This window comes from Jatrophihabitans sp., assembly GCF_036389215.1.
Taxonomy (GTDB): Bacteria; Actinomycetota; Actinomycetes; order Mycobacteriales; family Jatrophihabitantaceae; genus Jatrophihabitans_A.
In genome coordinates, this window is sequence record NZ_DASVQG010000203.1 from 1 (window position 1) to 17,527 (window position 17,527).

Here is a 17,527-nt window from a genome sequence, read left to right on the forward strand (position 1 = left end):
CGTTCTTCAGCCGCTTCTGCCCGATCATCGCCACATCGGGGATGATCAGGTGGCGGCTGTACCGGCGTACCTCATCGACGGTCAGCGAGTCGGCGGGTTCGACGAGCGGTGGCAGAGACACGAGCTCTCGGTTTCCTTCCACGGACGGACTACGGCGATCGCTGCCACAACGTCGCAACAGCGCTGACAGATTCCCATACGCCGCGCGCGGGAGCACCGGGCGGCACCCTCAGTAGTGGCACCGTCAGCGCCGGGCGGCACCCTCAACACCGTCAGCGCCGCCGTCGCGTTCGGCCGGTCCGCGTGGGCTCAGGAGGAATTGCGCTGGAAGAAGTCCGCATCGGCCTGGTCGCCGAACTGCTCGGCACCCGGCGCGTCCGCGGTACCCGGCGGGAACGGCCAGGGGTTGACCCGGCAGACCCGGCCGCCGGCCGTCCTGGTCCCGATGCTCTGCTGCATCATCACCGGCGCCAGGCCGTTGTCGAGGCAGTAGTGACTGTGGTTGTGACCCAGCGCGTGGCCGACCTCGTGGTTGACGGCGTAGCGGCGGTAGTTGGCCAGGTCGCCGTCGAACACCACGGCGCCGCGGGTCCAGCGGGACACGTTGAGCACCACCCGGCCCACGCTGCCGGCATTGCAGGAGGTCTCGATCCGCAGCGAGTATCCGCAGATCCGCCGCACGGTCGTCGGGGCGCTCAGGCTGATCCGGAAGTCGACCGGCCCGGAGTCCACCCGCTGCAGTGCCACCGCTCCGCTGCCGATCCAGGACCGCTTGTCGCTCAGGGCTGCCATCACGGTGGCGGCGAAGACCTTGCGGTCCACGCCGGTGATGCCGTTCTCGACATCGATGGTGAACCGGTAGAGCTGGCCCTTGCCGAGCACGCCCGAATGGCCTGCGACGGTCGAGAAGCTGCCGGTGCCCTGGAAGGTGTAGGGCGCCCCGGGCGGCAGTGCCGGTGACGCCAGTGACGTGGCCGGCGAGCTGACCACCGGCCTGCTGCTCGAGGCCGACTTGCTGGACGCCGTGGCGCTGGAGGTGGCGGTGGCCGCACTGGACGGTGCCGCCGACGTGCTCGCGACGGTGCTGGCAAGGGTCCCGACACTGGCCGCGGCGCGAGCGGGCGGCTGGTCGCGGTGCGAGCCGATGTTGAAGATCACCAGTGCGCTGACCACCGTGAGCAGCGGCAGCGCATACGCACGCCAGCCGTACCGGCCGGCGAAGGCTCGCCAGCGAGCGCCGGCGCCACGGCGCGGCCCGCCGCCGCGCCCGGCCGGCGAACGACCGGCGGAATCCCGCTGGCGCTGCTCAGCGCTCGGTCGAGTCACCGCGTCACGATCCCACACCCACCTGGGCGGAACCGGCATTTGCTCGCGCCAGCAAGCCGAGGATGGCTCTGGCGGTGCTGACCGGGTCCTCCAGCTGCGCGGTGTGCCCGACGTCGGGCAGCACCAGCAGGCTGGCATCGGGCAGCGTCCGGGCGACCCGCGGCGCGTTGGCGACGTCGACCAGCCGGTCCAGCTGGCCCCACACCACCACCGCGGGAGCCTGGATCTGGCTCAAGGCGAACCACGGTGACCGGGTCCCGACCGTCAGGTAGCTGCGCACCAGGCCCCGGAACGACCGCAGCATCGCCTCGCCGGCCCACGCGTAGCCGCGGCGGACCCGCAGCTCGGCGACCGCCTCGGCGAGCCGGTTGGCCGGCACCGTCTCAGGGTGCGCGAAACACAGCTCGATCACCGCCTGCACCCGCCGTTGCGGCGGCAGCTGGTCCAAGCGGGCCAGCACCCGGGTACCGAGGCCGGGCACCAGCAACAGCGGCATCAAGGCGTCCGAGCCCTTCTTCGGCCGCAGGTCCGGCACCGCGGGCGAGACCAGGCTCAGGGTGCGCACCAGATCCGGGCGGCGGGCCGCCACCTGGATCGAGATCGCGCCGCCCATCGAGTTGCCGACCAGGTGCACCGGCCCACGCCCGGTCTGCTCCAGGTAGTCGATGACCAGCCGGGTGTGCGCGGCGATCGAGTAATCCGAGTGGGGTGGCGGGCCGGAGCCTCCGAAGCCCGGCAGGTCGATGGCGTGGCCGTCCAGCCAGGGCGAGAGCAGGTCAGCCAGATCGGTGAAGTTCGTGGAGGCCCCGCCCAGGCCGTGCACGTACAGTGCCGGCTCGGCGTCCGGATTCGCCGACGGAGTCCGGCGGACGTTGATGCGGTTCTGACCGACCCGCAGTTCGGTGCCCGGCCACGGCTGGAGGTCGGGGTTCGGCGTGGCCAGCCGGTACTCGGCCGGGCTGACCAGGGTGGCCGTCCGCAGCGGCCGGCTGGGACGGGTGCGCACCCGGCCGTAACCGGCCTGCGCGATGCGCCGGCCCCGGGTCAGCGCGCGGCTGCCGGGAAGCGTGCGGCCCTGGGCCGGCGGCGTGGTGTTCATTGCAACAAAACTACCGTCTTGGCCTGCTGGTGCGCCTCCCGGCGATGGGGTGGCGGGGTGCCCTGCCGGTGACCGTACGGCCGGCTGACTACCCACCGGTAGCATCGGAATCGCCCCAGTGCCGGCCAGGAGGTTTTTCATGACCGAGACCATGGACACCTCACGAGGCGCCCGGCTCCCCCGGTCGGCGCGCCGGAAGCAACTGCTGGCAGCCGCTCAGGAAGTTTTCGTGACCCACGGCTACCACGCCGCCGCTATGGACGACATCGCGATCCGGGCCGGGGTGTCCAAACCCGTTCTGTACCAGCACTTCCCCGGCAAGCTGGAGCTCTACCTGGCCCTGCTGGACACCCATGCCGAGGACGTGCTGGACCGGGTCCGGCAGGCACTGGCCGAGACCGAGGACAACCGGGTCCGGGTGCACAACGTGCTGACGGCGTACTTCGACTTCGTCGACGGCGCCGACCGCGGCGACGAGGGTGCGTTCCGGCTGATCTTCGAATCCGACCTGGGCAACGAGCCGGCGGTGCGGGAACGGGTCGATCGGGTGGCGCGGATCACCATGCAGGCAGTCGCCGAGACGGTTGCCGCCGACACCGGGCTGGGCCGCCCGCAGGCCGAGCTGCTGTCGGTGGCACTGACCGGCGCCGCTCAGATCACCGCGACCTGGTGGCTGGATGCCGACCGGCCGATTCCCAAGGCCGAAGCGGTCCGATTGCTGGAGACGCTGCAGTGGCGAGGTATCTCCTTCTTCCCGCTGCAGGCAGGCTCCCCGCTGCAGGCAGGCTCCCCGCTGCAGGCAGGCGGTTCCGGGCTGCCGCCGGCCAGCGATTGATCGTCGTTCGCTCACAGCGCAGCGGCCGATCGGCAGCCCGGCACCCGGGTTCGACTAGCGTGGACCGCGTCCGGAGACGATGGTGTCCGGCGTTGGAGCTGGCAGCCGAGCCGTTCACCGTAAGACGTGCCGGCCACTGAACTGGAGGACCGCGTGGAGGTCAAGATCGGCGTACTGCACACCCCCCGCGAGATCGTGCTGGAAAGCAACCAGACGCCCGCCGAGGTGGAGGAAGTGGTCGCCACGGCGCTCAAGAGCGTGGACGGTCAGCTGGCACTGAGTGACGAGCGCGGTCGCCGGGTGATCGTGCCCGCCAACCTGGTGGCCTACATCGAGATCGCCCAGGCCGACGTCCGCCGGGTCGGCTTCGTCGCCGGTTAGCTCCGGACGACGTTAGCCCGGCCGACGTTAGCTCCGGACGACGTTAGCTCCGGACAACAACGAGCTAGTTCGACAGGCCGATCGCGGTCATCCGCTGGGTGTGCTTGCGGGTGATGCGATCGGTGAGCTGGCTGATGCCGGTGAGATCCCCGACCCCGCCGACGATGAGCATCGTCAGCGCATCCCGCTCGGCCGCGACCCGTTGCGCCTGGGTGATCGCCTCCCCGACCAGCCGCCGGCCCCACAGCGACAACCGGGACGCGGCGGTGGGGTCACTGCTGATCAGCGCGCCCACCTCGCGGATCGCGAACTCGGCGTTGCCGGAGTCGGCCAGCGCCTCGGTGACCAGCTGCCGGGTCGAGGGATCGACGTACTGGGCGATCTCCAGGTAGAAGTCGGCGGCCAGTCCGTCCCCGACGTAGGCCTTCACCAGCGCCTCGCCCCAGGTCCGCGGCTCGGTGCGCTGGTGGAAGGTCTCGACGGCTTCGATGAACGGTGCCATCGCCTGCTGCGGGTCTGCTCCGAGTTCGGCGATCCGGGTGACCAGCTTGCGGTAGTGGCCCATCTCCAGCGCCGCGACCTCCGACAGCGCGGCGCGCAACGCCGTGGACGGCGCCATCCGGGCGTCGGCTGCCATCCGGTCGAAGGCGCTCAACTCGCCGTAGGCCAGCACGCCCAGCAGGTCGATGATCGCGGCCTGGTCTTCCTCCTCGGCAGCCGTCATGGCCCTTGGTCTCCCCTTGCCGTACGTCGCGGTGCGCGGTTGCGGGGCCCACCGTAACTCGGGGTGCGGGGGATGCAGGGCTCCGGCAGCTAGACTGGGACCCGAGGCATCGGGTACGCCGCCTTCTCCCGCCTTGTTCAGAGGCGGTCCCGAGCCGGCTCCACCGTCCTAGCGGGTGTCTGCCGCGCTGGCGGCCAGTAGCGATGGCCCCGCCGCAGGTGCCCACGATTGTTCGCACCTGTACGCAGAATTGGATACCGCCATGACAGACGCTGCTTTCAGCGATGCCACCCAACCCGTCGACAGCGATGAATCCGGCCTTGATGCCGTCGCGGTCGCTCCACTGGTCGGAATCGCCCCGGTCAAGCCTGACAGCCCGTTGTTCTCCAGTTTCGCCATCAAGCCCGAAATCATCGAGGCACTCAGGTCGGTGGGCATCGAGCACACCTTCGCCATCCAGGAGCTGACGCTGCCGATCGCGCTGGCGGGCTCTGACCTGATCGGCCAGGCCCGGACCGGCACCGGCAAGACCCTGGGCTTCGGGGTCCCGATGCTCAACCGGCTCGAGCTGCCCAGCTCCAAGGGTGCCAAGCCGCAAGCCTTGGTGATCGCCCCCACCCGGGAGCTGGCTGTGCAGGTGGCCGGCGACCTGACCACCGCGGGCAAGCTGCTCGGCGCCAAGGTCGTCACGATCTACGGCGGGCGCGCCTACGAACCACAGGTCGAGGCGCTCAAGGCAGGCTGCGACGTGGTCGTCGGCACGCCGGGCCGGTTGCTGGACCTGTCCCAGCAGGGTCATCTGAACCTCGGTTTCGTCCGCTGCCTGGTGCTCGACGAGGCCGACGAGATGCTGGACCTGGGCTTCCTGCCCGACATCGAGAAGCTGATGTCGCAACTGCCCGCCGGCCGCCAGACGATGCTGTTCTCGGCCACCATGCCGGGACCGATCGTGGCGCTGGCCCGGCAGTTCCTCAATCAGCCCATGCAGATCCGGGCCGAGTCCGACAGCCAGATCCCGGCCACCGAGCATGTCGACCAGTTCGCCTACCGGGCGCACGCGATGGACAAGACCGAGCTGCTGGCCCGGGTGCTGCAGGCCGAGGGCCGCGGCCTGACGCTGATCTTCACCCGTACCAAGCGCACCGCCCAGAAGGTCGCCGACGATCTCGTCGAGCGCGGTTTCGCGGCCGGCGCGGTGCACGGGGACCTCAGCCAGGGCGCCCGCGAGCAGGCGTTGCGGGCGTTCCGCTCGGGCAAGGTCGACGTGCTGGTGGCCACCGATGTGGCTGCCCGGGGCCTGGACATCGACGACGTCACCCACGTGATCAACTACCAGTGCCCCGAGGACGCGATGACCTACGTGCACCGGATCGGCCGCACCGCCCGGGCCGGCAAGTCCGGGACCTCGGTGACGTTGGTGGACTGGGACGACCTGGCCAAGTGGAAGTTGATCTGCGACACGCTGAACCTGCCGTTCCACGAGCCGGTCGAGACCTACTCCACCTCGGAGCACATCTACCTGGAACTGGGCATCCCGACCTCGGTCAAGGGTGTGCTGCCGCGTGCGGCGCGGACCCGGGCAGGTCTGGACGCCGAAGCGGTGGAGGACCTCGGAGGGCCGAGCCGTAAGAAGCCATCCCGGGGCGACCGGCCTTCCGCCGGGCGCTCCGGCCGGGCCGAGGGCTCCGGGCGGCGGACCCGATCCCGCGCCGAGGACACGGCGAGCGGGCCGGAGTCCGAGCAGGGTGAGCGCAAACCGGCGGCCACTCGAAACCGGCGCCGGCGGCGGACCCGGGCCGGTGCGCCGGTGACCGGCGACGCCCCCGCGGAGCAGAGCAGCGCCGGCTGAGTCGGGATCACCTCACGTGTCGGAACCGGACGAGCTGACCGCTGCGGGTGGGCGGAGCGCGACTGCCGTGCCGGGTCATCCGGCGCTGCTGGACTATCAGGCCCGTAACACCCGGGCCATGCGTCGCTACGCCGCGGTTCTGGCAGTGCTCGTGCTGGTGACGGTGCTTGCCGTGCGCGCGGCCTATTCGCATGGCGAACTCGTCCACGTCACCGGCCACACCGCCGCGCCGCCGGCACCCATCCCGACCGGGTCGACCGCTGACGCGCTCGCCACGACCTGGCGCACCGATGACCGGCCTGCCGCGGGCACCCCGGTCCAGGACGGGGTGGTGGTCACCCATGACAGCCACAGCGTGCACGGCCTGGACGCCCGCACCGGCAAGCTGCGGTGGCACTACACCCGCTCGGATCAGACGATCTGCTCGGTCTTGCAGCAGGACGCCTCGACGATCGCCATCTACAACCGGCACGGCAACTGCGATGAGGTGACCGGCCTGGTGACCGCGACCGGTGCCGTCAAGTGGTTGCGCACCATGACGGACAACGGCATCACCGAGGCCGCCAGCGCGCCGAACGTGGTGCTGACGGTGGCTCGCTACTCCGTACACGTCATCGACAACGCCGGTGGCCTGGACCGCTGGGACTGGGTCGCGCCCGATCGCTGCTCGGTGGACCGGGCGCTGGCCGGGTCCCAGGGGGTGCTGATCAGTACCACCTGCGGCTCGCAACACCGGCTGGTGCTGCGCGGGCTGACCTCCGACACTCTGAAATGGTCGGTGAACGTGCCACGGGCGATGGTGCCGGTCGCGGCGAGCACGTTCGTCGGCGCGCTGGACCCGACCACCGGCGAGTTGCACAGTTACAGCCTCGACAAGGGCGCCGACAGGGTGACCGGCCAGTTGGCCGAGCCGGCCGCGTTGCAGGCCCCGGTGGGCGGGTTGCCCCGGGCCGCCACCACCGTCGACGGCCTGAACGCCGAGGGTCAGACGCTGGAGGTGCTCTGGCTGGGCCGGTTGTACAGCTTCCTCAAGTCCGGGACGGTGAACTGGTCCGCGACAGCCGCCGGCCCGGCGACCGTCGTGGGGGCGGACGTGCTGGCCGCCTCCGACGACGCCACGGTGCACCGTTACTCCGGCAACACCGGCAAGGTCGAGGCGGTCGTGACCCTGACGCAGCCGATGCCCGGGGTCTTCCGAGCGTTTCCGGTAGGCAACGGGGTGCTGCTCGCCGGAGCGGACACCCGGATGTACCAGTGAGAACCCAGTTCACGCTGCCGAGCGGGACCATCGCGGCCTTGGACAACATCGACACCGGCGACTCGGCAACGGCCGGGTCTCAGCCCGCCCGGCCGGTGGTGCTGCTGGTGCCTGGCTATACCGGCAGCAAGGAGGACTTCCTGCCACTGCTGCGGCCGCTGGCCGACGCCGGGTACCGGGCGGTGGCCATCGATCAGCGCGGCCAATTCGAGTCGGCCTGGGCGACCAGCCCGGCGGGCTACACCTTCCAGGCGCTGGCCGAGGACGTGTGCCAACTCGCCGCCGAACTGGCACCGGCCGGGTCCCGGCTGCATCTGGTCGGCCATTCCCTGGGTGGGCTGGTCGGGCGTGCCGCGGTGCTGGCGAAGTCCGAGCTGTTCGACAGCTTCACGCTGATGAGTTCCGGGCCTGCTGCCCTGACCGGACAGCGGCGAACCCTGCTGGACGCCGGTGAGCTGGTGCTGGCGCGGTGGGGTATGGCCGGGCTCTGGAGCCAGATCGAAGCCAGTGCGCAGGCCGATCCGAAGTACGCGCGGTCCTCACCGGCGCTGCGGGACTTCTTGCGAACCCGTTTCATGGCAACCGACCCGGTCGGGTTGCAGGTCATGGGCAACGCGCTTCGCACCGTCGAGGACGGTACGGACGAGCTTTCCCGGACGGGCCTGCCGATGCTCGTGCTGCACGGTGAATCCGACGATGCCTGGGCGCCGGCACTGCAGGCCGAGATGGCGCGGCGGCTGGGCGCTGCCCACGTCGTGATCGCCGCTGCGGCGCACTCCCCGGCCGTGGAGAATCCCGTGGCTACCGTGCGAGCGCTGCTGCGGTTCTGGCAGAGCCTCCGCTGATCAGCACGTCGGGCTGCGTGGAGTCGTCCTCAGGAACGGGTGGATCAGCTTGCCGACCGACGGGATGTCGCACCGGTCAGGGTTGGCTGGAGTCCAGCAACCCGAGGCCGTCCCAACTGGCCCTCGGGCGTGACGCGGCCTGGCCTTCGGGGCACTGCCGCCGGAAGTCGCACCAGCTGCAGGCCGGTCCCGGGACCGGCACGAAAACCTGCTCCGGGTCGGCCCCGGCGGCTACCTCCTCGGTAGCGGCAAGGATGTCCGTCGCGGTGTTCCCGGCCCTGGTGAGGTGCTGGCTCAGCGACTCCTCGGTGTGCTCGAAGGCTGCCACCTCACCCGTGGGCAGGTGATGCAGCTCCACCCGGCGGCAACGCTGATGCAGGGTCCGCTCGGCGGCGACCGAGTAGAGCGCCAGAGCCAGCGAACCGCGAGCGTCGTCGGAGTCCAGCCGCGAGCGACCGGTCTTGTAGTCGACGATCACCAGTTCGCCGTCCCGCTCGTCGATCCGGTCCACCCGGCCGGAGATCGCCAACCGGTCGGTGGCGGCCGCGACCGTGCGCTCGACGCCCCTGGGCTCACGCCGCGGGTCGCTGCGTGCCGCCTCGTCGGCCAGGTAGCCGGCCACCCAGTCGGCGGCCTGCACCCGCCATGCCTCGGACTGCTCGCGGCTGGCGAAACCGTCATGCTGCCAGTTGCGGATGACCAGCGCGGCGCCGGCCTCCGGCGTCCGGCGCGCCGGCTCCAGCTGCCACCAGCGGGCCAGTGCCAGGTGCACCACGGCACCGACGGTGTTGTGTGCCCATGGCGGCCCCTTCGGCGGCGTGGGCCGGTCCAGGTAGGTCATCCGGTACCGCCGCGGGCAGTCGAAGGTGGCGAGCTTGGACGGCGTCGCCGCGAACAGGGGCCGAGGCAGCCCCATCAACTCGAGCTGCTCAGGAACGGCCGTCACCAGCTGCCACCGCCCGAGTCACCGCCGCCACCGCCCCAGTCGCCGCCGCCGCCGCCCCAGTCGCCGCCGCCGCCCCAGTCGCCACCGCCGCCGCCCCAGCCACCGTGGTCCTCCTCGGCTGATTCCCGGCCGGCTTCGAAACCGCTGTCGTAACCGGAACCGTAACCGGTGCCGTAGCCGCCACCACCCCAGCCGCCGCCCCAGCCACCGAAGCCCCAGCCCCAGCCCGGGGTCAGGGCCTCGGCGATGAGCAGGCTCTGCCAGAACGGCATCGAATACCAACCGCCGAGGTATCCCCCGCCGCCGGCGAAGTAGTAGGGGGCTCCAGGGGTGTAGGTGGGATAACCCTGCACGGCCTGGCCACCGACATCGACCTGCTGGGCCTGGGAGAGCTGCGGAGCGCTCGACTCGGCCAGCGGGGGCAAGTCCGGGCCTGGGTCGAGCCCGAGCGCCTGCCGGGCGGTTCGGGTGGCCTGCAGGCCTTCCAGGATGCTGCGCCGGGCACCGCCGAGTTGCGCCAAGGTGGTCGCCGTGGCCAGCTGCGAGCCCCCGGAGTTGTAGCGCTCAGAAGCGTCTGCCAGTGCCTGCCGGGCAGTGGCGTTGTTGCCGGGTTGCAGGGACGAGACGTCGGCGGCAAGGCGGTCGTAGTAAGGCTGGATCAGAGCACGGGCGTCGGCCAGCGCCTGCCGGTCCTTGCGCTTGCGCCGCCACATCAGCGCGCCGACGCCACCGGCCCCGAGCGCCCCGAGAACGCCGAGGGTCGCCCAACCGCTGCCGCCGGTGGACGAGCTGTCCTCGCTGGTGTCGCCACCGCCGTCGGAGCCGTTGGAGCCGTTGGAGCAACCCTTGGGTGCGGCCTCGACCAGGTCGGCGAAATCCCTGATCGTCTCGGTCAGGTCGCTGTTGGACTGCAACTGGCTGCGGTTGTCGGCGACCGCTCTGCCAGCCAGCTGGCCGGCCCGCCCCGAGCAGAGCTTGCTGGAGGCCGCGTTGAAGGTCCTGCCGACGAACACCCCTACGGTGAGCCCGCTGCCGGGGTCCACGGCCGCACCTATCTTGACCGCGAGCTGGTGAGCATCGCCGGCATCGCTGGGCAGTATCGCGATCTTGATCGTGGAGTTCAACGCCGATGTCACGGCATCGTCGTCCAGCCTGGCACCGGCGGCTGGATCGACGTAGAGATTGGCGGACTTCAGGGCGCTGATCGCCTGGTCGACGTCAGCGTCAGCCGGGGCCGCCGTCCCCAGCAGCATGCCGAGGAGGGCCGCGACCAACAACACCGTTGCACGCAGCCGCCTCACGGGCACGCCGAATCTGGTCACCGGTCCATGCTAGTGGCCGGCAGCCGGTGCCTGTTTCAGTCATCCACAGGGGTGCCCGGGTCGGGCGCTGGCCACGAGCCCGCGTCAGCCCCGCCGGGCTCCTACGGACCGGTCGGCTCAGCCATGCCGGTGCGTGGGCTGCGGAGGCGTGGCCTGCGGAGGCGTGGCCTGCGGAGGCGTGGCCTGCCGAGGCGTGACCTGCGGAGGCGTGGCCTGCCGTCCCGCGGCGGTTCCGCTCGCCTGGCGCACCGGGCAGCTGCGGCAGGACCGAGCCACCTGCGGCACGCTGGTGCCCGTGAGACGGCGTTCGACGGCGCCGCCCATCGCTGACTTCGAAGCCGGCGAGCCGGTGCTGGCCGAACCGGGCGAGGACGGTCCTGTCCGGCCAGGTCGAGGTTGGAGCGGGTGCTCGGAGGAGGTGCCGCCGGGCGGCGGGGTGTCGTCCGGCGGTATCAGATCGGTGAACAGGTTGGACATGGCCTGACGCAGTGTCGGCAACTCGCCGGCCGCGGCTGTCGCGACGGTGCCCCCGAGCAGCACGATCAGTGCCGTGCAGGCCACCGTGAGGCGGGCCGACCAGCGGCTTGGCCGCCTGAGGCCCGTCGTGGCGGGCTGGCCACCGCGGGCGGAACAGGTCGGCTCGGTGTCGGGTTCAGGAGCTCGGGGCCGCTGTGCGGCCCGGAAGTCGGCGATCGCACGGGGCCGGCCCGTCAGCTCGGCCGTCGACGGTGGTGCCGAGGCGGCCGCCAGCAGCTGCCGCAGTGCCGCCGAGGCGTCGACAGCTCGGACGAGTTCGTCCTCGTCCGGATGGCGTGGCGACCAGCGGCCGCTAGCGTGCGTCATGACATCTGTTCAGCGCCGACACGGGAGCATCTGTCACACCACATCGCAGATCGGTCAGTCGGTGCGGCCCCGTTCCAACATCGCGGCCAGGTTCTTCAAGCCGCGGTAGGCCGAGGTACGGACCGCGCCAGGGCTCTTGCCCAGCACCGCGGCTGCGGTCTTGGCGTCCAGGCCGATCACCGCGCGCAGCAGCACCGCCTCGGCCTGCTCCTGGGGTAACTCGCCGATCAGGCTCAACGCGGCCGCAGTGGACAGCGACTCCTCGGCCTGGACAGCGGTGTCGTCCTGGCCGGCGACTGCCAGCAGGGCCTCCCAGGGCGCCGGATTCCCGGGCCGGCGGCTGCGGCTGCGCAGGTGATCCAACCCGCGATGCCGGCCGATGGTGGCCACCCAGCCTCGAAAGCCGTCGGCGTCGCCGACGAAGGTGTGCAGATCACGGCACACCTGCAGCCAGGTCTCGGACGCAATGTCCTCGGCATCCCGGCCGACCAGCACGCTCAGATACCGCAACAAACCGGGCTGCACCAGCTGGTACAGCTCGCTGAAGGCTTCTTGCTGCCCGGCCTGCGCCGCCAGCACGACCGCGCTCAGCTGATCATCGGTTCGGACCGGCGCCAGAAGCAGTTGGCGGTCCGGCAGGTCTTCACCTTCCGGACGCAGTCGCGTCAGCATGTGCGGTTCACACTTGCAGCCACCTTGACGCTCGGGACGATCTCGCAGACCGAACTCGGGCAGACCGTACCGGATCAGCTACCGGTCAGGTGGCTATTGCGGGGCCAATGCCTGCCGTGTTGCCGCCGCGGCAGGTTACCGGCGTGCGGGGCAACCGGTGGAGGAAAGGCCGAAGGCCCGTTCGCGTTGCGGACGGACCTTCGGCAGATGACTCGGTGCGGAGGTGCTTGGGGTTTAGTAGTAGTGCTTGCGGCCACCGACAGCGCGGCCCATTGCTCCGGCGATCGCGAGGATGGCGCCGATTACGAGCAGGATGATGCCCAGCGTCGTCAGGATGCCGCTGCCGATCACGATCCCGACGATGAGCAGGATGAGTCCGAGGATGATCACTAGTGCCTCCAGGCAGTTGTTGCGTTACGTACGGACGGGGTCGTGCGGGCGGTGAACTAATACCGAGGGTCGACCGGGTCGACTGGATCTCCGGGTTCGATATAAGTGGTTCCGCTCCGGCGGTGAATGATATCGGTGCGACGCCGGGTGTTTGCCAGGACCAGTGTGATGAGCAGACCTAGCGCACCCACGATCATCAGGATGACCCCGATGGTGCTGAGGTCGACCCCGTTCACCTCCTTGGTGACCGCGAATGTCAGGATTGCGCCGCAGGCAATCAGGAAGAGACTCGCTCCTATCCTCATGGGACTCCTTGTCGGATAGAACCGTAGCGCGGGCACTTCACGCTAGCCGCAACGTGCCCAGCTGTCCGGCTGAGATTTCGCGCTCGGCTGGACGACGGTTTGACCTGTAGGCCTTGAGGTGGCTGTTCACCTCACTCCATCAGCGACCGGGCGCCGACTTTTGTCACACCAGTCCGGTCAACCGGCCTCGGCTGCCGGATCGGAACGGACCGGGTCTATCCCGGTGGCCAGGCTGAGCAGTCGCTGCAGGGACCGTGCACTGGTGGTTTCCTCGCCCAGCCTGACCGACTTGCGGGTGCCGTGATAGTCGGAGGACCCGGTGCTGACCAGCCCGAGTTCGGCGCTCAGCTCCGCCAGCCGGGCACGGTCAGCGGACGCATGGTCGGGATGGTCGACCTCGATGCCGAGCAGGCCGGGTGCCACCAGGCTCCGCAGCGCGGCCTCGTCCAGGATCCGGCCTCGCTTGCGGGCCCAGGGGTGGGCGATGACCGGCACTCCGCCGGCCTGCCGGATCAGCTCGATCGCCAGCTGCACGGGCATCTCGCGCTTGGGCACGTAGTACGGCGAGGAACTGGACAGCAGGTGCGCGAAGGCGTCGGTGACGCTGTCGACCACGCCGGCCTGCATCAGCGCCTGGCCGATGTGCGGACGCCCGACAGCACCGCCGCCGGCGATGTCGACGACCTGCTGCCAGCTGATCGGATAACCGGCCGCGACCAGCGCGTCGACGATCGCTTCACCGCGGCCTAACCGACTTTCACGCATTCGAGCACGTTCGGCTTTGAGCGCCTCGGCCTCCGGGTCGAACAGGTAGCCGAGCAGGTGCAGGCTGATCCAGACGCCGTCGCTGTAGTGGATGCACGAGAATTCGGTGCCACGGATCAAGGTGAAAGGCACCTCCAGCTCCGCCACCGTGTTGATGGCCTCGCCCCATCCGCCGGTGGTGTCGTGGTCTGTGATGGCCAGGGTGTGCACGCCGGCCGCTGCCGCGTTGCGGATCAGCTCCGCCGGGGTGTCGCTGCCGTCGCTGGCGGTGGTGTGAGCGTGCAGATCGATCATCGGGTCACCCTACGGGTACCGCGAAGACCGGCAACCGGAGCTCAGTCCACCGGAGGCAGCGGTGTCGTCGGATGATCGCTTGCGGTGTCGGGGCGCCTGCGGAGGTTGAGCACCGAGTCGGGCCCGAACAGCAAGGTCGAGACCTCGTGGTAGAGCCGGTCCGGCTTGGGCAGGTACTCGATCCGGCTCATCGCCTGGTGCTGGCCGGCTGATTCCATGACGAAGACGCCGTAGCCGAGCAGCCGGCCCATCACCGAGCGTTCATAGGTCAGGTCGGTGACCTTCGTCAGCGGCATGATCCCGACCCGCCGGGTGATCAGGCCGTTGACGACGAGGACCCGCTTGTCGGTGATGACGAATTCCTCAGTGGCCCAGAACCACCAGGCGAAGCCGAACCAGCCAAGGGAGCCGAGTAGTCCGAGCACCCCGACGACGGCGAAGAACTGCTCCTCGCTGAGGTAGAGCACTATCAACAGGGCGACCAGGAACACCGCGGCGCAACCGGCTCCGACCTTCGCCAGGCTGGCCCAATGCCGCCGGGTGACCACGACCGCCCGCTCGGATGGAATCAGATATTTGCCGTGGTCCTTCATCACGCTGCGACGGCTGCCCTCGCCCGGGCTAGTCCCGGAAACTTCGGATGAACTCGCTGATGCTGGCAAATCCATGGCCGAGCAGGTGCTGGATGTTCTTCACGACGGCCGCCGCGTCGGCGGGTGAGTTGACTATGAAGAAGATCACGAAAGCGATCAGGAGCACCATGCCGGTCTTCTTGGCCACGCTCGACTCCTCGATGCCCGTCCGCGCAGTTGCTCTCAACCACAGGTCGAGACCTGTCTACCGGACCCCTGCTGGTTTGAGTGGGAGGCGCTCCCTGCTGGTTCGAGTGGGAGGCGCTCCCCGCTGCCCGCTGGGGTCGGCCGGCGAGCCGGTCCACATCGGACGGTGTGAGCGGCGGCGTCAGTGTCCGGGTCTGAGCCGCAGTGAGAACTCCCCCGTTTCCAGGATCGGCAGGTGCTGGCCTCGCAGATCCGTCACAGCCAGGTCCTCGAGCACCGCATAGCCGGCATCGGCGGGAAAGCTGATCAGCCAGAGCCATACTCCGGCTGCCTCCCCCACGTAGGCACTGCGGTCGGCGAGAGCGTCCGTGACCGGCCAGAGCGGGGTCGGATGGCCCAGAGCGTGCACCTTGGCAGCGGGCAACTCAGTCGACACCGGCGGCGGTGCTGCCATCGCGGTTCCGGCGTAACTGGCTCCCAGCCCGATACCCGGCTCCTCGGCCACGATCAACCATTCACCGGCACCTCCCAGCGGTGCCGGACCCTGCAACGACACGGCTGTGGCCCGGTATCCGTCCGGGGCATTGCCAACCGTGGCCAGGCCCGCCAGCGCCCATCCCACCGGCATCGGGTCCGGCAGCCACAGCGGCACCTCGGCGTGGTCGCGGACGTGATGGATCGCAGGCTCATCGATCCTGGCCAGGATCGTCAAGGGCAGGATCTGGCCGTGTCGCGAACATCGCCAGGCTTTGTCATATTCGGTGGGGGCCACCAGATCGTTGCCGCACCTGGGGCACCAGGAGGAACCCATGTCCCCAAGGTGCCCTGGATCACCGCGCTACGTCAATTCGGGCAGACTCTGGACCATGCCTATCGCAGCCGCCGGCGGCATCATCTTCGACGAGCGCCATCGGCTGCTGCTGGTCCTGCGGTCGAAACCACCCGGCGTATCGACCTGGTCGGTGCCCGGCGGCAAGTGCGAGCCGCACGAGCCTGCCGAAGCCGCATGCGTGCGCGAGGTCGGGGAAGAAACCGGGCTCACCGTCGAGGTCATTCGCTGGGCCGGACGCGTCCACCGGCCCGCACCGGATGGTGGCGAGTACGTCATCGATGACTATCTCTGTCGAGTTGTGGGTGGCGCACTTCGGGCCGGTGACGATGCCGCCGACGCGGGGTGGTTCGACCTGGCCGACCTGACCGAACTACCGCTGGCGGCGGGTCTGCTGGAAGCGCTGGCCGGCTGGGGCCTGCTACCGAGCTAGCGGCTCAGCTACTCGGCACCGGCCTACCGGGCTGCTCCCCACCACGGGCATCCAGGTAGCTCTGCTTGGGCACCATGACCTTGCGCCGGAAGATGCACACCACCGTGCCGTCCTGCTTGTAGCCCTTGGTTTCGACATAGACGACGCCCCGATCGTCCTTCGACCTGGACTCCCACTTGTCCAGGACCAGGGTTTCGCCGTAGATCGTGTCGCCATGAAAGGTCGGTGCCACGTGGCGCAACGATTCGATCTCCAGGTTCGCGATGGCCTTACCGGAGACGTCAGGCACCGACTGCCCCAACAGCACCGAGTAGATCAGGTTGCCCACCACGACGTTCTTGCCGAACTGAGTCGTGGTTTCGGCGTAGTTGGCATCCAGGTGCAGTGGGTGGTGGTTCATGGTTATCAGGCAGAAGAGGTGGTCATCGGCTTCGGTGATCGTCTTGCCGGGCCAGTGCCGATAGGTAGCACCGACCTCGAACTCCTCATAACTACGCCCGAACTGCACAGCTACCTCCTCGCGGTTGGCTTGCGTGTGGCTATCGTGCCGGACACCGCCAGGCCGGGAACTGCTTTCCCGGGGTGCCCTTGGTCACCGATCAAGGCGTCCCGCCGCGTAGCAACCGCAACTGGCAGGCGGCGCCGGCTTGTGAGCGCAGGCAGGCGTGCTCACGTCAGCTCGACCGGGTCGCGCATCAGGTCAGTCAGGTCGGTTCCAGCCGTCAGCCAGCGCTGCTGGAGCTGCTCACTACCGTGCACCCGTGCCCAGGCAAGCTCGGTCCGGGTCGCGGGAAGCACTCGCAGAACGTGGACAGCTGCCACTCCCGGCACTGCGATCGGCTCAAGCCCGGCGGTGGTCAGAACGCCGCCGGTACAACGCGAGCCGGGGCAGAGCGGTTCAGCGAGATCGACCCTGTTACCCACCTGGTACACCGCCCCCTCCACCGCCGGAGCGGCGGCGAGCACGGCCAGGTTGCGCCAGAGCGGTTCCGGCCGTCCGGCCGCGGACAGCAGCAGTTCCGCCCGCGGAGCGCTCTCGGCCGCGATCACCAGCGCAGCGGGGTCTGCCATCGGGTGACGCGACATACCGAGGCTGACGTAGTGGTCGCCGCGACCGTCGGGATAGCGCAGGATCTCGATCGGCTCCAAGCCCAGGAAGGACACCGAGGCCCGAGCCGGTATGACTTCGAAGTGCTGCCGGTACGCGGCTTCGACAAGCTGCAGGATGCCCGGAGCGCCAGTCACCCCTGGACGCTATCGCTAGGACATCGACGGCTTCACCTCACCCTCGGAAGGAAGCAGCGATCTGCTCCTCCACTGCCGCATAGCTCTGGCCGGCGTGACCGAGCAGGCTGCCGATACCTTCCAGAGCAGCCGTCAAGCCCTCGGCGTTTCTGTTGAACTGCTCGTACAACGACGCGAACTGGGTTGCGGCAGCACCGGACCAGTCGGCGCCGAACAGCGGCGTCAACTGCGTCTTGAGGCTGACCTGTTGACCCCTGATGTCGGTAGCGGTCCGCCTGCAGCTGCCACCGAGGGTGCTGAGTTGCTGTGGTGAGACTTTCAAACCCGTCATGTGCTGTGGTCCTCCGTGTGGTGTCCGGCCGGTGGGTGAAGCCGCTCAACCGTATG

Annotated in this window: 22 protein-coding genes and 1 pseudogene; 6 read left to right on the plus strand and 17 right to left on the minus strand. The window is 69.5% G+C overall.

Going from position 1 to position 17,527, the window contains the following annotated elements:
- The 3 genes and pseudogenes from VF542_RS10910 to VF542_RS10920 form a co-directional block, all read right to left on the minus strand.
- Window positions 1–121 (minus strand): annotated as a pseudogene (locus VF542_RS10910) (adenylyltransferase/sulfurtransferase MoeZ); the annotation flags it as partial.
- Window positions 122–309: 188 nt separating this feature from the next.
- Window positions 310–1,326: a DUF3152 domain-containing protein gene (locus tag VF542_RS10915; RefSeq protein ID WP_408651735.1), complete on the minus strand. Its 1,017-nt coding sequence runs from the start codon at window positions 1,324–1,326 to the stop codon at window positions 310–312.
- A 4-nt stretch (window positions 1,327–1,330) separates the two neighbouring features.
- Window positions 1,331–2,425, minus strand: a complete 1,095-nt coding sequence (locus tag VF542_RS10920; RefSeq protein WP_408651736.1) for an alpha/beta fold hydrolase — start codon at window positions 2,423–2,425, stop codon at window positions 1,331–1,333.
- A 139-nt stretch (window positions 2,426–2,564) separates the two neighbouring features.
- On the opposite strand from VF542_RS10920, the gene VF542_RS10925 reads away from it, so the two are divergent.
- Together VF542_RS10925 and VF542_RS10930 are read left to right on the plus strand one after the other, a co-directional pair.
- Window positions 2,565–3,260, plus strand: coding sequence for a TetR/AcrR family transcriptional regulator (locus VF542_RS10925; protein WP_408651737.1), 696 nt, complete (start codon window positions 2,565–2,567; stop codon window positions 3,258–3,260).
- Between the two features lie 153 nt (window positions 3,261–3,413).
- Window positions 3,414–3,641, plus strand: a complete 228-nt coding sequence (locus VF542_RS10930; protein WP_408651763.1) for a DUF3107 domain-containing protein — start codon at window positions 3,414–3,416, stop codon at window positions 3,639–3,641.
- Between the two features lie 64 nt (window positions 3,642–3,705).
- Here the strand turns inward: VF542_RS10930 and VF542_RS10935 are convergent, their stop codons facing one another.
- Window positions 3,706–4,365, minus strand: a complete 660-nt coding sequence (locus VF542_RS10935; RefSeq protein ID WP_408651738.1) for a ferritin-like fold-containing protein — start codon at window positions 4,363–4,365, stop codon at window positions 3,706–3,708.
- A gap of 262 nt (window positions 4,366–4,627) precedes the next feature.
- Here VF542_RS10935 and VF542_RS10940 point away from each other — a divergent pair, with 262 nt between their 5' ends.
- The 3 genes from VF542_RS10940 to VF542_RS10950 are packed head-to-tail and all read left to right on the plus strand — an operon-like array spanning window position 4,628 to window position 8,317.
- Window positions 4,628–6,214, plus strand: coding sequence for a DEAD/DEAH box helicase (locus tag VF542_RS10940; protein ID WP_408651739.1), 1,587 nt, complete (start codon window positions 4,628–4,630; stop codon window positions 6,212–6,214).
- 16 nt (window positions 6,215–6,230) lie between these two features.
- Window positions 6,231–7,472: a PQQ-binding-like beta-propeller repeat protein gene (locus VF542_RS10945; RefSeq protein WP_408651740.1), complete on the plus strand. Its 1,242-nt coding sequence runs from the start codon at window positions 6,231–6,233 to the stop codon at window positions 7,470–7,472.
- Entirely contained in the window at window positions 7,469–8,317 is an 849-nt protein-coding gene (locus VF542_RS10950) for an alpha/beta fold hydrolase (protein WP_408651741.1), read from the plus strand. The genes VF542_RS10945 and VF542_RS10950 overlap by 4 nt, the downstream gene beginning before the upstream one ends.
- A gap of 76 nt (window positions 8,318–8,393) precedes the next feature.
- On the opposite strand, the gene VF542_RS10955 is transcribed toward VF542_RS10950, so the two are convergent.
- The 10 genes from VF542_RS10955 to VF542_RS11000 all read right to left on the minus strand — a co-directional run bounded on the left by VF542_RS10955 (window position 8,394) and on the right by VF542_RS11000 (window position 15,444).
- Window positions 8,394–9,233: a RecB family exonuclease gene (locus tag VF542_RS10955; protein WP_408651764.1), complete on the minus strand. Its 840-nt coding sequence runs from the start codon at window positions 9,231–9,233 to the stop codon at window positions 8,394–8,396.
- Between the two features lie 26 nt (window positions 9,234–9,259).
- Window positions 9,260–10,585: an LPXTG cell wall anchor domain-containing protein gene (locus VF542_RS10960; protein ID WP_408651742.1), complete on the minus strand. Its 1,326-nt coding sequence runs from the start codon at window positions 10,583–10,585 to the stop codon at window positions 9,260–9,262.
- A gap of 117 nt (window positions 10,586–10,702) precedes the next feature.
- Complete coding sequence (locus VF542_RS10965; RefSeq protein ID WP_408651743.1) at window positions 10,703–11,428, minus strand: hypothetical protein; 726 nt, start codon at window positions 11,426–11,428, stop codon at window positions 10,703–10,705.
- A 54-nt stretch (window positions 11,429–11,482) separates the two neighbouring features.
- A complete protein-coding gene (locus VF542_RS10970; protein WP_408651744.1) occupies window positions 11,483–12,100 on the minus strand; it encodes an RNA polymerase sigma factor in 618 nt (205 codons plus the stop codon).
- Window positions 12,101–12,334: 234 nt separating this feature from the next.
- Window positions 12,335–12,490 (minus strand): DUF6131 family protein, encoded by a 156-nt coding sequence (locus VF542_RS10975; RefSeq protein WP_408651745.1) that lies wholly within the window; start codon window positions 12,488–12,490, stop codon window positions 12,335–12,337.
- Between the two features lie 56 nt (window positions 12,491–12,546).
- On the minus strand, window positions 12,547–12,795 hold the full coding sequence (locus tag VF542_RS10980; protein ID WP_408651746.1) for a DUF6458 family protein: 249 nt from the start codon (window positions 12,793–12,795) through the stop codon (window positions 12,547–12,549).
- A 177-nt stretch (window positions 12,796–12,972) separates the two neighbouring features.
- Window positions 12,973–13,854 (minus strand): PHP domain-containing protein, encoded by an 882-nt coding sequence (locus tag VF542_RS10985; protein ID WP_408651747.1) that lies wholly within the window; start codon window positions 13,852–13,854, stop codon window positions 12,973–12,975.
- A gap of 41 nt (window positions 13,855–13,895) precedes the next feature.
- A complete protein-coding gene (locus VF542_RS10990) occupies window positions 13,896–14,447 on the minus strand; it encodes a PH domain-containing protein (RefSeq protein ID WP_408651765.1) in 552 nt (183 codons plus the stop codon).
- Between the two features lie 28 nt (window positions 14,448–14,475).
- Window positions 14,476–14,634, minus strand: coding sequence for a hypothetical protein (locus tag VF542_RS10995; protein WP_408651748.1), 159 nt, complete (start codon window positions 14,632–14,634; stop codon window positions 14,476–14,478).
- 180 nt (window positions 14,635–14,814) lie between these two features.
- Window positions 14,815–15,444 carry a DUF6758 family protein gene (locus VF542_RS11000; RefSeq protein WP_408651749.1) on the minus strand — a complete coding sequence of 210 codons (630 nt, stop codon included), beginning with the start codon at window positions 15,442–15,444 and terminating at the stop codon, window positions 14,815–14,817.
- A gap of 55 nt (window positions 15,445–15,499) precedes the next feature.
- Here VF542_RS11000 and VF542_RS11005 point away from each other — a divergent pair, with 55 nt between their 5' ends.
- Window positions 15,500–15,895 (plus strand): NUDIX hydrolase, encoded by a 396-nt coding sequence (locus VF542_RS11005; RefSeq protein WP_408651750.1) that lies wholly within the window; start codon window positions 15,500–15,502, stop codon window positions 15,893–15,895.
- Between the two features lie 4 nt (window positions 15,896–15,899).
- On the opposite strand, the gene VF542_RS11010 is transcribed toward VF542_RS11005, so the two are convergent.
- The 3 genes from VF542_RS11010 to VF542_RS11020 form a co-directional block, all read right to left on the minus strand.
- Window positions 15,900–16,403 (minus strand): MaoC family dehydratase, encoded by a 504-nt coding sequence (locus tag VF542_RS11010; RefSeq protein WP_408651751.1) that lies wholly within the window; start codon window positions 16,401–16,403, stop codon window positions 15,900–15,902.
- Window positions 16,404–16,564: 161 nt separating this feature from the next.
- The gene (locus VF542_RS11015; protein WP_408651752.1) at window positions 16,565–17,140 is read right to left on the minus strand and encodes a suppressor of fused domain protein; all 576 of its coding nucleotides are present in this window, start codon (window positions 17,138–17,140) and stop codon (window positions 16,565–16,567) included.
- 37 nt (window positions 17,141–17,177) lie between these two features.
- Window positions 17,178–17,471 carry a WXG100 family type VII secretion target gene (locus VF542_RS11020; RefSeq protein WP_408651753.1) on the minus strand — a complete coding sequence of 98 codons (294 nt, stop codon included), beginning with the start codon at window positions 17,469–17,471 and terminating at the stop codon, window positions 17,178–17,180.
- Window positions 17,472–17,527 lie beyond the last annotated feature (56 nt).

What these genes read in the sequence shown, in the direction of transcription:
- VF542_RS10920 (WP_408651736.1), bottom strand. Translation starts at nt 2,425, where the DNA reads ATGAACACCACGCCGCCGGCCCAGGGCCGCACGCTTCCCGGCAGCCGC.
- VF542_RS10925 (WP_408651737.1), top strand. Translation starts at nt 2,565, where the DNA reads ATGACCGAGACCATGGACACCTCACGAGGCGCCCGGCTCCCCCGGTCG.
- VF542_RS10935 (WP_408651738.1), bottom strand. Translation starts at nt 4,365, where the DNA reads ATGACGGCTGCCGAGGAGGAAGACCAGGCCGCGATCATCGACCTGCTG.
- VF542_RS10940 (WP_408651739.1), top strand. Translation starts at nt 4,628, where the DNA reads ATGACAGACGCTGCTTTCAGCGATGCCACCCAACCCGTCGACAGCGAT.
- VF542_RS10955 (WP_408651764.1), bottom strand. Translation starts at nt 9,233, where the DNA reads ATGGGGCTGCCTCGGCCCCTGTTCGCGGCGACGCCGTCCAAGCTCGCC.
- VF542_RS10965 (WP_408651743.1), bottom strand. Translation starts at nt 11,428, where the DNA reads ATGACGCACGCTAGCGGCCGCTGGTCGCCACGCCATCCGGACGAGGAC.
- VF542_RS10970 (WP_408651744.1), bottom strand. Translation starts at nt 12,100, where the DNA reads ATGCTGACGCGACTGCGTCCGGAAGGTGAAGACCTGCCGGACCGCCAA.
- VF542_RS10980 (WP_408651746.1), bottom strand. Translation starts at nt 12,795, where the DNA reads ATGAGGATAGGAGCGAGTCTCTTCCTGATTGCCTGCGGCGCAATCCTG.
- VF542_RS10985 (WP_408651747.1), bottom strand. Translation starts at nt 13,854, where the DNA reads ATGATCGATCTGCACGCTCACACCACCGCCAGCGACGGCAGCGACACC.
- VF542_RS10990 (WP_408651765.1), bottom strand. Translation starts at nt 14,447, where the DNA reads ATGAAGGACCACGGCAAATATCTGATTCCATCCGAGCGGGCGGTCGTG.
- VF542_RS11000 (WP_408651749.1), bottom strand. Translation starts at nt 15,444, where the DNA reads ATGGGTTCCTCCTGGTGCCCCAGGTGCGGCAACGATCTGGTGGCCCCC.
- VF542_RS11005 (WP_408651750.1), top strand. Translation starts at nt 15,500, where the DNA reads ATGCCTATCGCAGCCGCCGGCGGCATCATCTTCGACGAGCGCCATCGG.
- VF542_RS11020 (WP_408651753.1), bottom strand. Translation starts at nt 17,471, where the DNA reads ATGACGGGTTTGAAAGTCTCACCACAGCAACTCAGCACCCTCGGTGGC.